15 protein-coding genes are annotated in these 13,483 nt (G+C 60.2%); 10 read left to right on the forward strand and 5 right to left on the reverse strand.

Annotated elements, in window-relative coordinates; genetic code table 11:
- Nucleotides 1-27 precede the first annotated feature (27 nt).
- The 7 genes from ACR0CU_RS04740 (at nucleotide 28) to ACR0CU_RS04770 (ending at nucleotide 7,455) form a co-directional block, all read left to right on the forward strand.
- Nucleotides 28-1,761, forward strand: coding sequence for a sensor histidine kinase (locus ACR0CU_RS04740; RefSeq protein ID WP_480642557.1), 1,734 nt, complete (start codon nucleotides 28-30; stop codon nucleotides 1,759-1,761).
- Nucleotides 1,758-2,987, forward strand: a complete 1,230-nt coding sequence (locus ACR0CU_RS04745; RefSeq protein WP_480642559.1) for a sigma-54-dependent transcriptional regulator — start codon at nucleotides 1,758-1,760, stop codon at nucleotides 2,985-2,987. The genes ACR0CU_RS04740 and ACR0CU_RS04745 overlap by 4 nt, the downstream gene beginning before the upstream one ends.
- Before the next feature lie 273 nt (nucleotides 2,988-3,260).
- Nucleotides 3,261-4,262 carry a DctP family TRAP transporter solute-binding subunit gene (locus ACR0CU_RS04750; RefSeq protein WP_170338828.1) on the forward strand — a complete coding sequence of 334 codons (1,002 nt, stop codon included), beginning with the start codon at nucleotides 3,261-3,263 and terminating at the stop codon, nucleotides 4,260-4,262.
- Nucleotides 4,263-4,370: 108 nt separating this feature from the next.
- On the forward strand, nucleotides 4,371-5,048 hold the full coding sequence (locus tag ACR0CU_RS04755) for a TRAP transporter small permease (RefSeq protein ID WP_170338826.1): 678 nt from the start codon (nucleotides 4,371-4,373) through the stop codon (nucleotides 5,046-5,048).
- Entirely contained in the window at nucleotides 5,048-6,424 is a 1,377-nt protein-coding gene (locus tag ACR0CU_RS04760; protein WP_170339394.1) for a TRAP transporter large permease, read from the forward strand. The genes ACR0CU_RS04755 and ACR0CU_RS04760 overlap by 1 nt, the downstream gene beginning before the upstream one ends.
- 193 nt (nucleotides 6,425-6,617) lie before the next feature.
- On the forward strand, nucleotides 6,618-6,929 hold the full coding sequence (locus tag ACR0CU_RS04765; RefSeq protein WP_170357657.1) for a DMT family transporter: 312 nt from the start codon (nucleotides 6,618-6,620) through the stop codon (nucleotides 6,927-6,929).
- A gap of 79 nt (nucleotides 6,930-7,008) precedes the next feature.
- On the forward strand, nucleotides 7,009-7,455 hold the full coding sequence (locus ACR0CU_RS04770; RefSeq protein WP_170357950.1) for a nucleoside deaminase: 447 nt from the start codon (nucleotides 7,009-7,011) through the stop codon (nucleotides 7,453-7,455).
- A 15-nt stretch (nucleotides 7,456-7,470) separates the two neighbouring features.
- Here ACR0CU_RS04770 and tpiA read toward each other — a convergent pair whose 3' ends face one another.
- A complete protein-coding gene (gene tpiA, locus ACR0CU_RS04775; protein WP_170445716.1) occupies nucleotides 7,471-8,220 on the reverse strand; it encodes a triose-phosphate isomerase in 750 nt (249 codons plus the stop codon).
- Between the two features lie 186 nt (nucleotides 8,221-8,406).
- On the reverse strand, nucleotides 8,407-8,772 hold the full coding sequence (locus ACR0CU_RS04780) for a HesB/IscA family protein (protein ID WP_170338817.1): 366 nt from the start codon (nucleotides 8,770-8,772) through the stop codon (nucleotides 8,407-8,409).
- A 231-nt stretch (nucleotides 8,773-9,003) separates the two neighbouring features.
- On the opposite strand from ACR0CU_RS04780, the gene ACR0CU_RS04785 reads away from it, so the two are divergent.
- On the forward strand, nucleotides 9,004-9,276 hold the full coding sequence (locus ACR0CU_RS04785) for a hypothetical protein (protein ID WP_480642562.1): 273 nt from the start codon (nucleotides 9,004-9,006) through the stop codon (nucleotides 9,274-9,276).
- Between the two features lie 263 nt (nucleotides 9,277-9,539).
- Here ACR0CU_RS04785 and ACR0CU_RS04790 read toward each other — a convergent pair whose 3' ends face one another.
- The 3 genes from ACR0CU_RS04790 to ACR0CU_RS04800 all read right to left on the reverse strand — a co-directional run bounded on the left by ACR0CU_RS04790 (nucleotide 9,540) and on the right by ACR0CU_RS04800 (nucleotide 11,166).
- Nucleotides 9,540-9,902, reverse strand: coding sequence for an SUF system Fe-S cluster assembly protein (locus tag ACR0CU_RS04790; RefSeq protein ID WP_170339389.1), 363 nt, complete (start codon nucleotides 9,900-9,902; stop codon nucleotides 9,540-9,542).
- Between the two features lie 95 nt (nucleotides 9,903-9,997).
- Nucleotides 9,998-10,276, reverse strand: coding sequence for an NfeD family protein (locus ACR0CU_RS04795; RefSeq protein ID WP_093962948.1), 279 nt, complete (start codon nucleotides 10,274-10,276; stop codon nucleotides 9,998-10,000).
- Nucleotides 10,276-11,166, reverse strand: a complete 891-nt coding sequence (locus ACR0CU_RS04800; protein WP_170338815.1) for an SPFH domain-containing protein — start codon at nucleotides 11,164-11,166, stop codon at nucleotides 10,276-10,278. Before ACR0CU_RS04800 ends, ACR0CU_RS04795 begins: the two co-directional genes overlap by 1 nt.
- 175 nt (nucleotides 11,167-11,341) lie before the next feature.
- Here ACR0CU_RS04800 and ACR0CU_RS04805 point away from each other — a divergent pair, with 175 nt between their 5' ends.
- Entirely contained in the window at nucleotides 11,342-12,253 is a 912-nt protein-coding gene (locus ACR0CU_RS04805; protein WP_170445722.1) for a nucleoside hydrolase, read from the forward strand.
- Nucleotides 12,254-12,316: 63 nt separating this feature from the next.
- Entirely contained in the window at nucleotides 12,317-13,447 is a 1,131-nt protein-coding gene (gene tgt, locus ACR0CU_RS04810; protein WP_170445725.1) for a tRNA guanosine(34) transglycosylase Tgt, read from the forward strand.
- Nucleotides 13,448-13,483 lie beyond the last annotated feature (36 nt).

The raw sequence follows: 13,483 nt of genomic DNA on the forward strand, positions 1-13,483 counted from the left end.
GGCGCTGTGAATGCAAGACCCTGTTTCATGCAAAGGGTTTGGGTCACGATTGGTTTCCTGTTCGCGGTCGCGCTGTTGTCGGCGGCCGTCTGGTCTTATGGGTACCGGCAGGCGCTCTCTCAGCTTAGCGAGAAAGCCGAGGCCGATCTGGAGTTGGCGTCGGATCGTCTGAGCACTCAGTTGCAGGTCTATCAGGAACTTGCGGTGCTGATGGCCGAGCACCCGGCACTGCGGGCGTTGGACACCAGCGACCGGCGGCGGGCGGCGCAGGCGCTTCTGCTGGAGGTCGCGGACAAGACCTCGGCTGTGGATGTGCTTTATGCGGACAAGACCGGGCGCGTTCTGGCCGCTGCGCGGGACGTGGTGAATGGTAACATGGCTGACCAGCCCGCGTTTCAACGCGCGCTACACGGCGCTCTTGGCAGTTCGCACGGGGTTTTGCGCGACACTGGAAACCGGATCTATTCCTATGCGGCGCCTGCGTTTTCCGAAGATGGTCAGGTAACCGGAGCCCTGATGGTCATCGCGGATGTCGAAGACGTTGAAAGCACGTGGCGCGGCAGTACCGAGGCGGTGTTCTTCGTGGATCGTGCTGGCTCGGTCTTCATTTCCAACCGGTCCGAACTGCTGTTCTGGCAACGTCCGCCGGGACAGATCGGCTTGCAGCCTGCTGATGGCAAGCCGGGCGCGTTTTCGTCTACTCGCATGGGCCCGCACGAACTATGGTCGATCGGCTGGAGCCCGTACCTGCCGGATCGCGCCCTGCACCTGACCCGCGATCTGCCGGTGATCGGAATGACTGGCGAAGTCTTGATGGATGTGACGCCAGCACGACGTCTGGCCGGACTGCAGGCTGCCGCGGTCGCAGCGATCTGCCTTGCCTTCGGCGCGTTGCTGTTTTTGGCGACCGAGCGGAGGCGTACTCTGGCCGAAGCCAATGCGGTGCTGGAGAGCCGAGTGGCCCAGCGGACCCGCGCGTTGACGGCCGCCAACGTGGCGCTGCGCCGCGAGGTGGCCGAGCGGCAAGAGGCCGAAGCGGCGTTGAAACGCGCGCAGGACGATCTGGTTCAGGCCGGCAAGCTGAGCGCTTTGGGGAAAATGTCGGCAGGCATCAGCCACGAATTGAATCAGCCGTTGATGGCGATCCGGCAATACGCCGACAATGGCACGGCCTTTCTGGCGCAGGGCAAGCCTGAAAAGGCCCGCGAAAACCTGGGGCGTATCTCGGACATGGCTGCCCGTATGGCACGCATTATCAAGAACTTGCGAGCCTTTGCCCGCAATGAGAGCGAGCCGATGGGCAAGGTCGATCTGGTTCAGGTGCTCAATACGGCCGTCGAACTGACTGACGGTCGGTTGCGTTCGGACGGGGTCAAGCTGATCTGGCAGCCGCCCAATGCACCTGTCTTTGCCTGGGGTGGAGAGGTGCGGCTGGTGCAGGTCTTCGTCAATCTGATCACCAATGCCGCCGACGCGATGACAGGTCGCGAAACCCGAAGCCTGACGATCACGCTGACCCGTGGCGAGCGGTTGATGGTCGCGGTGCGCGATACCGGCCCGGGCATTCAGGATCCCGATCGTGTTTTTGAGCCATTCTATACGACCAAAACCGTTGGCTCATCCGAGGGAATGGGCCTTGGCCTTTCGATCTCATACGGTCTGGTCCAGAGTTTCGGAGGAGAGATACGCGGCGCGAACATGCCCGACGGAGCAGAATTCACCGTCGAATTGGAACCATTTGAGAAGGAAGCCGCGGCATGATCCGAACGGTTCTATTGGTCGATGATGACGCCGCCGTGCGCGAGGCGCTGGCCCAGACTCTGGAACTTGCGGACTATTCCGTAATTCCCGCTGGATCGTTTGTGGCTGCCAAAGACCATATCCGGGAAGATTTCCCAGGTGTGATTGTCTCGGATATTCGGATGCCGGGACGGGATGGGTTTCATCTTCTGTCCTATGCCCGCGAGGTCGACTCGGAGTTGCCGGTCGTTCTGCTGACCGGCGAAGGCGACATACCGATGGCGGTGCAGGCTATGGGGCAGGGCGCGTTCGACTTTCTTGAGAAGCCCTGCGCCGCCGCCGATCTGCTTGCGGTTCTGAGCCGTGCATTTGCCGCGCGCAGTCAGGTATTGGACCACCGGGCAGCCAAGCGCGAACTGGAGAAGGGTGATCCTGCGGCCCGCTTGTTGTTCGGTTTGTCACCGCAGGCTGATGCATTGCGGAACAGGGTGCGCAGCGTTGCCCCAACTCAGGCCGAAGTTCTGGTCACCGGACCGCCCGGCAGCGGCATTTCGAAAGTCGCCGAAGTCATCCATTTGATGTCACCCCGCGCGCAGGGGCCGTTCGTCAAGCGCCCGGCGTCAGGTTTGGGGGCGGATGCCTTGCAGGCGATATGCAAGGATGCGGCAGCCGGATCGTTGTTTCTGGATGAAGTCTCGGCCATGCCCGAGGCGACGCAATATGCGGCCCTGGAGATGATCGAAAACGGGCCCGGGGTCCGCATCATCGCCGGAACAACCGCGGATCTGGCCGAGATGGCGGCCGAGGGTCGGTTCAACGCAGATTTGTTCTATCGGTTGGACGTGATGCGGGTGCGCGTACCGTCTTTGGCCGAACGCCCCGAGGACATCCCGGTGATCTTTCGCCACTACGTCGCCCAGGCGGCCGAGCAGGCCGGGATCGCGGCACCGGATGTCTCCTCCGAACACTTGGCGTCATTGATGGCACGGGACTGGCCCGGCAACGCGCGTTCGCTGATGTCAGCGGCGATGCGTTTTGTTCTGGGGATGCCCGAGGACGTCGCCGCAGCGGCCGACCTTGGGCTGAACGAGCAGATGGCGCGCGTTGAGCGCTCGTTGCTGATCGCGGCCTTGGGTCGTCACAACGGAAGGGCGTCGGACGCGGCCAAATCCCTGAAACTGCCGCGCAAGACGTTCTACGACAAATTGGCCCGCTACGGCATACGCCCTGAAGACTATCGGCGCTGACGCGGAACGATTCGCCCGGTGATTCGATGTGTGTGTGGATTCCCGCACACTTGCGCATTTGGGTGTGCGGTTTCCCGCACAAATGTCTGCGATAACAAAATACTCATTGCGGATGTTCTATTTAAACTACGGAAAAGTAATTAGAAAATCTGTCTGCTACCAGCCGTTCTCGAATTGTTGAACGGTGTCCGTCGATTCGTTTCACTCTTGCGCATCCGGCATCCCCATGGATGTCAAAGGAAGTTTCTTTGGAAGTCTGGGAGGAAAAGACAGATGAAATTCCTGGCAACAGCCGCCACCGCGCTTGCGCTTTCCGTTACCGCAACAGCGGGCTTCGCTGCCTGTGACGATGGCGAGATCGTCGTCAAGTTCGCGCATGTGACGAACACCGACAAACACCCCAAGGGTATCGCCGCATCGCTGCTCGAGCAGCGCGTCAATGACGAGATGAACGGCGTCATGTGCATGGAGGTCTATCCGAACTCGACCTTGTACAACGACGACAAGGTTCTCGAGGCGATGCTGCAGGGCGACGTGCAACTGGCCGCCCCGTCGCTTTCGAAGTTCGAGAAGTTCACCAAGCAGTTCCGTCTGTTCGACCTGCCGTTCATGTTCAAGAACATCGACGCGGTTGATGCGTTCCAGGCCTCGGCGGATGGCCAGGCAATGAAGGATAGCATGCAGCGCCGCGGCCTGCAGGGTCTGGCGTTCTGGCACAACGGCATGAAGCAGATGTCGGCCAACAAGCCGCTGATCGATCCTTCGGACGCCAATGGCCTGAAATTCCGCGTTCAGTCTTCAGACGTGCTGGTTGCGCAGATGGAAGCCATCGGCGGTAGCCCGCAGAAAATGGCTTTCTCGGAGGTCTATGGTGCTCTGCAGCAGGGCGTTGTGGACGGTCAGGAGAACACGTGGTCGAACATCTACGGCAAGAAGTTCTTCGAAGTGCAGGATGGCATCACCGAAACCAACCACGGCATCATCGACTATCTGGTCGTGACTTCGGTCGACTGGCTGGACAGCCTGGATCCGGAAGTGCGCGAGCAGTTCCTGACGATCCTGGCCGAGGTGACCGAAGAGCGCAACAAAGAGGCGTTTGCGGTCAACGAAAAGGCCAAGCAGGCCATCATCGACGCGGGCGGAACGATCCGCGAGCTGACACCCGAGCAGCGTCAGGCCTGGGTTGATGCGATGAAGCCGGTTTGGGACAAGTTCTCCGGTGACGTTGGTCAAGACAAGATCGACGCCGCTCAGGCGATCAACGCCGGGTTCTGATCCGACACGCAGGTGTGCTCCGACGGTCGCAAGCCCGCCGGAGCACATACCAGGCGGGCCCAATCGCGCCCGCCACCTCGATAAATCAACAAAAATGGGGACAGAAAGATGTCTGGTGCGAAAACCGGCCCCGGTGGGCTGGTCGACCGAATCGAAGAAACCCTGATCGCGTTGCTTCTTGGCCTGATGACGGCCGTGACCTTTGCCAACGTGATTGCGCGTTTCGTCTTCAACTCCAACATCCTTTGGGCGCTAGAGCTGACCGTATTCACGTTCGGATGGCTGGTATTGCTGGGGGCGTCCTACGCCGTCAAAAAGCACGCGCATCTGGGTGTGGATGCCATCCTGAATATGCTACCACCGGCACCGCGCAGGGTATTGGCACTGATCGCGGTGGGGTGCTGCCTCGTATTCTCGCTGCTGCTGCTGAAGGGGTCCTACGACTACTGGGCGGTCTTTGCCGACCTGCCTCCGACCTCTGGACGCTGGTTCCCCACGGGCTTTGATTTCGACGCTCGTAGTCAGAGCTTCTACGAGGTGGACGACATCCCCATGGTCGCGCCGCTACGGTTCCTCGAAGACCTCATCAACTATGGCGAGTACTACGAGAAGCTGCCCAAGGTCGTGCCGTATTTCGTCCTGCCGCTGTCGATGCTGCTGCTGGTGATCCGCTTTGCCCAGGCCGGGCTGCAGATCCTGCGCGGTGAGGCCGACCGTATTGTCGCAAGCCACGAGGTTGAGGACGAGATCGAAGAAGTCCGGGCTCTTCAGGGAGAACACGACTGATGGATGTAGTACTACTTTTTGCCATGGTCGTGGGCCTGCTGCTGATCGGCGTTCCGATCGCAGTTGCCCTAGGGCTGAGCTCGACCCTGTTTCTTCTGATCTACTCGGACAGCTCGCTGGCTTCGGTTGCCGGGACCCTGTTCGAGGCGTTCGAGGGCCACTTTACCCTGCTGGCCATCCCGTTCTTCATCCTCGCATCGTCCTTCATGACGACCGGAGGGGTGGCGCGCCGGATCATTCGGTTCTCGATCGCCTGCGTTGGTCACCTGCCTGGCGGTCTGGCAATTGCGGGCGTGTTCGCATGTATGCTGTTCGCCGCGCTGTCAGGATCGTCCCCGGCCACCGTTGTTGCGATCGGTTCGATCGTGATCGCCGGTATGCGTCAGGTCGGCTATTCCAAGGAATTCGCAGCTGGCGTCATCTGTAACGCCGGTACGCTGGGTATCCTGATCCCGCCGTCGATCGTTATGGTTGTCTACGCGGCCGCGGTCGAAGTCTCGGTCGGCAGGATGTTCCTTGCCGGTGTCATTCCGGGACTCATGGCCGGGTTCATGCTGATGGTCACAATCTATGTGATGGCCAAGGTCAAGAACCTGCCGAAAGGTGATTGGAAAGGCTGGGGCGAGATATTTGCGTCCGCACGCGAAGCCGGTTGGGGTCTGTTCCTGATCGTCATCATCCTGGGCGGCATCTACGGGGGTATCTTCACACCGACCGAAGCGGCGGCGGTCGCGGCTGTATACGCCTTCTTCATCGCCAGCTTCGTCTACAAGGACATGGGGCCACTCAGCACCCAGGACGGTGAGCAAAACCTCTCGCTTGCGAAAAAGCCGCTGGCGCTGATCACGGCCTTTTTCCACCCCGACACCAAACATACGCTGTTTGAGGCCGGCAAGCTGACGGTCACCCTGCTTTTCGTCATCGCCAACGCGCTGATCCTCAAGCATGTTCTGACCGATGAGCAGGTGCCGCAACACATTGCCGGCGCGATGCTGTCGGCGGGGTTGGGGCCGATCACTTTCCTGATCGTGGTCAATGTGATCCTTCTGATCGGCGGTCAGTTCATGGAGCCTTCGGGCCTGCTGGTTATCGTGGCGCCGCTGGTGTTTCCGATTGCCATCGAACTGGGCATCGACCCGATCCATCTGGGCATCATCATGGTGGTGAACATGGAAATCGGGATGATCACGCCTCCGGTCGGTCTGAACCTGTTCGTTACGTCGGGCGTCGCGGGAATGCCGATGATGGCCGTCGTGCGCGCAGCACTGCCGTTCCTGGCCGTTCTGTTCGTCTTCCTGATCATGATCACGTATATCCCATGGCTGTCGACGGTGTTGCCCAACACCTTCATGGGCCCCGAGATCATTACGAACTAGACCATCGCAATCGATCCGAACCGGGCAACCGGTTCGGGTCACTATTTGCGCAGCCGGCTGACACCTGACAAGCCGGCACGCTGAATGGCCGGGCTTGAACTCACCACCGGTTCTTCCCACATAGTGACCGAGGACGACCTCCCCACCATGGGTGATCATTCGGGACGACCCGAATTTGATAGAGGTGTCCCCGATGTCCTGGATCTTTCTTCTTTTTGCCGGTTTGCTGGAAATCGTTTGGGCAGTTGCCATGAAGCAGTCTGCTGGATTCACGCGGCTCTGGCCGACCGTTGTAATGGGTGGAGCAATGGTTGGTTCGTTCGGTTTGCTGGCCCTGGCCATGCGCTCCTTGCCACTGGGAACCGCCTACGTGCTGTGGACGGGTATTGGCGCGGTCGGTGCGTTCCTGGTTGGTGTGATGTTTTTGGGCGAGGCACTGACCCCGCTGCGTGTCATCGCAGCGACACTGATCGTGTCCGGCATGGTCGCAATGAAACTTGCGTGACCGGCCCGTTGTTGACGCAGGCACCCGCGGTGGGCAGGCTGGAACCACCCTGATCACCGCAACCAACGAGTGCCGAAACATGCTGACCGATGATGACAAGCGCCTGATGCGCGTTGCCTACCAAGAAGCCAAAGCCGGTTTCGATGAGGGCGGTTGCCCGATCGGATCTGTACTGGCTCGGAACGGCACGATCATCTCGCAGGGCCGAAACCAAAGGGTTCAGCAGGGGGATCCGATCGCCCATGGCGAGATGGATGCGCTGCGCAAGGCAGGCCGGCAGAAGACGTACCGAGATACCGTTCTGTATACCACCCTGTCTCCGTGCATGATGTGCGCCGGAACGATCGTTCAGTTCGGCATCCCACGCGTGGTCATCGGTGACACGGAAAACTTCGGCGGCAACGAAGACTTCCTGCGCGATCATGGGGTCGAGGTTGTTTTGGCCGAAGACCCGGACTGCATTGCCCTGATGTGCAGGTTCGTGACAGAACAGCCTGAGCTTTGGGCCGAGGACATCGCGGACTGAGTGTGCGTGGACCGGTCAGGCCTGTCCCAGCGCTGAAATGATGCCCGAGAAATCGCGTGCCTTCAGGCTTGCACCGCCGACCAGCGCGCCGTCCACGTTTGACACTCCGAAAATCTCCGCCGCGTTGTCCGGCTTGACCGAACCGCCATAGAGCAAACGAACCGACCGGCCGACACCTTCGCCAAATCGCCGTTCAAGTCTGGCGCGAATGAAATCATGGACTTCGCCGATTTCTTCCAAAGTGGGAACCTTGCCGGTGCCGATGGCCCAGATCGGTTCGTAAGCCACGACGAGGTTCTCTCCGGTGGCAAGGTCCGGGATCGAACCGGACAACTGCCCGCCAATGATGTCGAGCGTATTGGCCGCTTCGCGCTGTTCAAGGCTTTCGCCGACGCAGATGATTGCGGTCAGGCCCGCGTTCATGGCCGCCCGGGCCTTGGCGCGGATATCGTCGTCTTTCTCGCCGTGGTCTTCGCGCCGTTCCGAATGCCCGACGATTACGCTGGTCGCGCCGGCGTCTTTCAGCATCTCGGCGCTCAGATCACCCGTATGGGCGCCCGAAACCTCGGCGTGGCAATCCTGTCCGCCGATGGCGACGCCCGAGCCTTGCACGGCTTGTGCGGCCCGGTGGATCAAAGTTGCCGGAGGGCAGATCAGAATATCGACCGTCGGAGAAGGGTGCGTTGCACTCAGCGTGTCCAACTCGGACAGAGCAGCTCCGGTTCCGTTCATTTTCCAGTTTCCGGCTGCCAGTCTGCGTCGCATAGCGGGGTCTCCGTGATCTTTCGTGCGTTTCTATCCAGTTAGCACCCGGATCAAGGTCTGACAATTGCGCTTGGGTGGCCGCGCGCTGGCGAGGCGCGCGACGGATCGATCTGGGTGGCCTCAACCAGACCGTGCCGGCGGCAGTTCACTTGTCCACAAAAACAAAAGTTGCAGGCTTTAGGAAACTCAGCGCTGTTCGGCCAGGTTTTCGTCGAACTTGATCGACTCGCCGCAGCCGCAGGCATCGACGACATTGGGATTTTTGAACTTGAACCCGGATTCCAGCAGTGAAACCTCGTAGTCGATCTCGGTTCCGAACAGAAACATCTGAGCCATCGGAGCGATCATGACCCGCGCCCCATCCTGTTCGACCACTTCGTCATGCGGGTCCGGCTGATCGACATACTCCATGGTATATTCCATACCGGCGCAGCCACCTTTCTTGACGCCAATCCGCAGACCGGCATGGCCACCCGACGTCATCAGGCGGAGGATCTGCTCTGCAGCTTTGGGCGTCATCGTCACGGCCTGTTTGCCGGGAATGCCGAACATCGTCGTCTCCATTTTCGCGCGTTATACCTAATCTAAGGCCCCGAGGGCCCGGGCTCAAGAGAGCGCAGAGCCACAAGTTTGCTCATCGCCGGTTTTGACCGTACCGTACGGGCAGAGGGCAGGGTTTGCCGATGAGATCGAATTGACAGCAGAACAAGGTGGGTTTCGATGAGTTTGCGGATTTCAAATAAGTTTGGCTTTTGCCGGCAGGTTGCGTTTTTGGCTCTTCTGGTGGCCGGCAGTGCCGCTCACGCAGTAGGCGATCACAAGCGGCACCCGGTGAATTGCTCGACCGCCGAAGGCGACCTGCGTGCAATTGCGGCGGAAAAGAAACATGCCGAGGATCAGCAGGCGGAAAGTGTGGTCGCGATCACGCCGGCCGGGGCGCTGCTTGGATTGATCTCTGGAACAGAACAGAAGCGGTTGCAGATGCTGTCGGGTGACTATGTCAAGAAGCTGGACGACCGCGCCGCCGAGATCAAAGCACAGTGCAACGTGAAGTGAGTGCACCTCAGCGAGTAGAATAGGGCCGCTCTCGGGCAAGAACGGCCCAGTATTGCAGAGCCTCGGCAGGGGGGCGGTAGACGCTCCAACGTGGTCGCCATTGACTGCTGGAGCGATATTTGAGTTGCCGAGTTCCTGTGACGGGTCCGACTGCGAAGCCCGCGTTGTACTTGTTGCGCATCAACGTAACGGTTCGACGACCGATACGTGACAACTGGGTATCAGGTTTGTGACGTTTCCCGCGCGCTCAGCGCGGCAGGCGATTACATAAAGCCAAGTTCCAGCCTGGCTTCGTCGGACATCATCTCCATGCCCCACGGTGGTTCCCAGGTCAGTTCGACATCCACCTCCTTGACCCCGGCAACGGGCTCGATGGCCTCGACGATCCAGCCTGGCATGTCACCGGCCACTGGGCAGCCCGGAGCGGTCAGGGTCATGATGACTTTGACTGCGTTGTCGCTGCTGATGTCGATCGTGTAGATCAGTCCAAGATCATAGATATTGACCGGAATTTCAGGGTCATAGACGGTCCTGCAGGCCTCGACCACGGATTCGTACAGAGGGTGCTCAACGGTCGAAGGCGCAATCAGGGGCGTACCTTCAAGCTGTTCGCTGGGGTGGGTCATGAATGCCTCGGGTTGTTACCTGAGCAATTATATAGGGAAAGCTGAAGGCAGCGTCCAGAGGGGGTAGGGCGCCCCGCTACAGGGCGCCGCGCCGGTCAGTCGTTGATGTCATGGTCAAACGTCCTGACTTGCCCATGTGGCAGCGCGAACATGCGCCGCAGAACGAGCCATGCGATCAACGACAAGGTGGCGAAGATCAAAAGCAGGACGGGCAGGTTCGGCGCCAAGCCGGGGATGACCAGAAGGATGCCGGTGATAGCCGCGCCGATTGCGAAGCCAAGGAAGATGAAACCTGGCAAGGCCACTTCCAGAATGCCCAGCGCCAGTGCGGCTGCCAGCCATACCCACCACGTCAGCCAGAACGGATCTGCCATCATTTGCCTCCCTTGAGCATTTTGAAGGCGTCGCCAAACGCTTCGAGCGCATTTGCGGGCACGACGATCGTCTGGCTGCCTCCGCTTTTGCCCATCGCATTCAATGCCTCAACTTGTTTCAGCGCAACCTGATACTGGGCGGCTTCGATCCCGTTGTCCTGGATGGCCTTTGCGACGACGCCGGTTGCATAGGCTTCCGCGTCCGCCTGAACGCGACGCGCCTTGGCGGCTTGTTCCGCCGCATACAGCTCGGCGTCGGCCTGCAGTTCGACCGCGCGTTTCTGGCCCTCGGCTTCGGTTACCTGAGCGCGACGTGCGCGTTCGGCATTCAACTGCTGAAGCATGGCGTCGCGGGTCGCCTGATCCAGGTTCACGTCCAGAATTTCGGCGCGGGTTACCTCGATCCCCCAGTCGTCAACTGCGGTTTCGACGCTTTCTTGAATGCGTTCAATCAGTTGCGCGCGATTTGACTGAACTTCGTCCAGGTCCATTTTGCCGATTTCAGCCCGCACGATACCAGCGACGGTCGTTGCGATGGCGCCGTCGACGTCCCGAATGCGGTAGACGGTCTTTTCAGGCTCGAGGATACGGTAGAAGACCGAAGTATCGATCTGCACCAACACGTTGTCCTTGGTGATTGCATCCTGCGTCGCATTGGGCAGCTGACGTTCCAAGATGGATATCTTGTGGCGTGCAACGTCCAGAAAAGGAACGATAAAGTTGATCCCGGGGCCCAGCACAGAGTGGAGGCGTCCGAACCGTTCGACCACGTATTTCTCGGATTGTGGAACGATCTTGATACCCTTGAGGATGATGACGACGACCAAAGCCGCCCCAAGCAGGTAGATGATGTTCGATGATAGCAGTCCGATGATCTGGTCTTCGGTCATTTCTGTCCTCATTTTTTGTGTACGATGGTATACATTTGGGGATTGAAGGGCTGAATTTCAACTCAGCTATGAAATGAACCGAACAGGATATCCATGCAAGGTAATTGGGGCAAAGCACGGAGATTTCGGGTTGTGGCTGCTTTGCATCCGCCGTTGATTGCGCTATCGGGGCGAAATGAAACTGATTATCGACACTGACCCCGGCATCGACGATGCCATGGCGATCGCCTACGCCGCCGCCGCTCCGGAAATTGACCTGATCGGCCTGACTACGGTCTTTGGCAATACGCATGTCCAACAGTCCAGCCGGAACGCGCGGTTTCTGGCTCACAAGCTGGGGTTGGACATACCTGTGGCGCAGGGCGCAGCGTTTCCATGGGAAGCTGACGCACACACGCCCTCTAAGCACGTGCATGGGGATGAGGGTTTTGGCGATGTGGTCGATGTGCCCGAGATCGGCGCGAACCACGACCTGCGCGCAGCCGAGTTCCTGGTCGAGATGGCCCGGCGCCACAAGAAGGACCTGACGGTGTGTGCGGTTGGGCCGCTGACCAACATTGCCGATGCAATGCGTCTGGATCCGGATTTCGCTCAGAACATCGGCCAATTGGTCATCATGGGCGGAGCAGTCTTCTGTCCTGGCAACATCACCGAACACGCCGAGGCGAATATATATCACGATGTCAAAGCTGCAGACGAGGTGTTTGCCCAGCCCGCTCCGACGGTTCTGGTGGGTCTGGATGTGACCCTGAGAACGCTCTATCGCGCGGCTGATTTCGAGGAACTGGCACGACGTGCGCCTCAAATCGGTGGATTTCTGAACGATATCTCTCAGTTCTATCTGAATTTCTACCGCGATGTTGCCGGGTTGGACGGCTGCGGTCTTCATGACTCGACGGCCGTCATCGCCTGTTCGCACCGTGCGATGTTCGAAACTCAAAAAACAGGTTTGAAGGTAGTAACCGAGGGGCCCGAGGTTGGGGCAACCCGGCCGGACCCGTCTCGCCCACCATTGCAGGTGTGCTGTGACGTCGTTGGTCAGCAGGTGGTGGACCTGTTCACGCAAAGGGTTGCCAGCTTGCCCTGACGGGTTGCATTGCGCGCGCCGATCGGGCAAAGCCTGCCCGGTTCAGCGACCCGAGGCGATGACATGACCCAGCGTTTCTCATTCGAATTGAAGGCCACCGACGGCAAGGCCCGCACCGGCGTGATCCACACGCCGCGGGGCGAGGTGCGCACGCCGGCCTTCATGCCTGTGGGCACCGCCGCGACGGTCAAGGCGATGATGCCCGAAAGCGTGCGGGCCACCGGCGCCGACATCCTGCTGGGCAACACCTATCACCTGATGCTGCGGCCCACGGCCGAACGGATCGACCGCTTGGGCGGCCTGCACAAGTTCATGAACTGGGAGCGCCCGATCCTGACCGACTCGGGCGGGTTTCAGGTGATGTCCCTGGCGGGTCTGCGCAAGCTGACCGAGAAGGGCGTGACCTTCAAATCGCATATCGACGGTTCCAAACACGAGCTGACACCCGAGCGGTCGATGGAGATCCAGCGCCTGTTGGGGTCGGACATCGTGATGTGTTTCGACGAATGCCCCGCATTGCCTGCCGACCGCGACCGGATCGCCGAGTCGATGCGCCTGTCGATGCGATGGGCCGAACGGTCGCGCGAGGCGTTCGGCGACCGGCCCGGCCATGCGCTGTTCGGGATCATGCAGGGCGGGTTGGAGCGCGACCTACGCGAGGAAAGCGCCGAGGCGCTGAAGGCCATCGGGTTCGAGGGATATGCCGTTGGTGGCCTCGCGGTGGGCGAGGGGCAGGAGGCCATGTTCGACTGTCTGGACTATGCGCCTGATTTCCTGCCGACCGATAAGCCGCGCTATCTGATGGGCGTGGGCAAGCCCGACGACATCGTGGGCGCCGTGGCGCGCGGGATCGACATGATGGATTGCGTGCTGCCGTCGCGCTCGGGACGGACGGGGCAGGTGTTCACCCGCCGCGGCGTGGTGAACATCAAGAACGCCCGCCATGCCGACGATCCGCGCCCGTTGGACGAGCAGTGCACTTGCCCGGCCTGCTCGAATTACTCGCGTGCCTATCTGCACCATGTGTTCCGCGCCAACGAGATGATCTCGGGCATGCTGCTGACCTGGCACAATCTGCATTATTTCCAAGAGATCATGCAGTGCATGCGGGACGCCATCGCCGCCGGTGCATTCGAGGTCTGGCAGGCCGACTTCCATGCGCAGCGGGCGCTGGGTGATATCGAGCCGCTCTAACGGGCGTGTTGGGCGACCCAAGTCAAAATCAGTGGA

The sequence above is a fragment of the Ruegeria sp. BC2 genome (assembly GCF_056539245.1).

Bases quoted from the DNA above. Each gene is read 5' to 3' on its own strand.
- ACR0CU_RS04740 (WP_480642557.1), top strand. From the start codon at position 28: ATGCAAAGGGTTTGGGTCACGATTGGTTTCCTGTTCGCGGTCGCGCTG.
- ACR0CU_RS04745 (WP_480642559.1), top strand. From the start codon at position 1,758: ATGATCCGAACGGTTCTATTGGTCGATGATGACGCCGCCGTGCGCGAG.
- ACR0CU_RS04750 (WP_170338828.1), top strand. From the start codon at position 3,261: ATGAAATTCCTGGCAACAGCCGCCACCGCGCTTGCGCTTTCCGTTACC.
- ACR0CU_RS04755 (WP_170338826.1), top strand. From the start codon at position 4,371: ATGTCTGGTGCGAAAACCGGCCCCGGTGGGCTGGTCGACCGAATCGAA.
- ACR0CU_RS04760 (WP_170339394.1), top strand. From the start codon at position 5,048: ATGGATGTAGTACTACTTTTTGCCATGGTCGTGGGCCTGCTGCTGATC.
- ACR0CU_RS04765 (WP_170357657.1), top strand. From the start codon at position 6,618: ATGTCCTGGATCTTTCTTCTTTTTGCCGGTTTGCTGGAAATCGTTTGG.
- ACR0CU_RS04770 (WP_170357950.1), top strand. From the start codon at position 7,009: ATGCTGACCGATGATGACAAGCGCCTGATGCGCGTTGCCTACCAAGAA.
- tpiA (WP_170445716.1), bottom strand. From the start codon at position 8,220: ATGCGACGCAGACTGGCAGCCGGAAACTGGAAAATGAACGGAACCGGA.
- ACR0CU_RS04780 (WP_170338817.1), bottom strand. From the start codon at position 8,772: ATGTTCGGCATTCCCGGCAAACAGGCCGTGACGATGACGCCCAAAGCT.
- ACR0CU_RS04790 (WP_170339389.1), bottom strand. From the start codon at position 9,902: ATGACCCACCCCAGCGAACAGCTTGAAGGTACGCCCCTGATTGCGCCT.
- ACR0CU_RS04795 (WP_093962948.1), bottom strand. From the start codon at position 10,276: ATGGCAGATCCGTTCTGGCTGACGTGGTGGGTATGGCTGGCAGCCGCA.
- ACR0CU_RS04800 (WP_170338815.1), bottom strand. From the start codon at position 11,166: ATGACCGAAGACCAGATCATCGGACTGCTATCATCGAACATCATCTAC.
- ACR0CU_RS04805 (WP_170445722.1), top strand. From the start codon at position 11,342: ATGAAACTGATTATCGACACTGACCCCGGCATCGACGATGCCATGGCG.
- tgt (WP_170445725.1), top strand. From the start codon at position 12,317: ATGACCCAGCGTTTCTCATTCGAATTGAAGGCCACCGACGGCAAGGCC.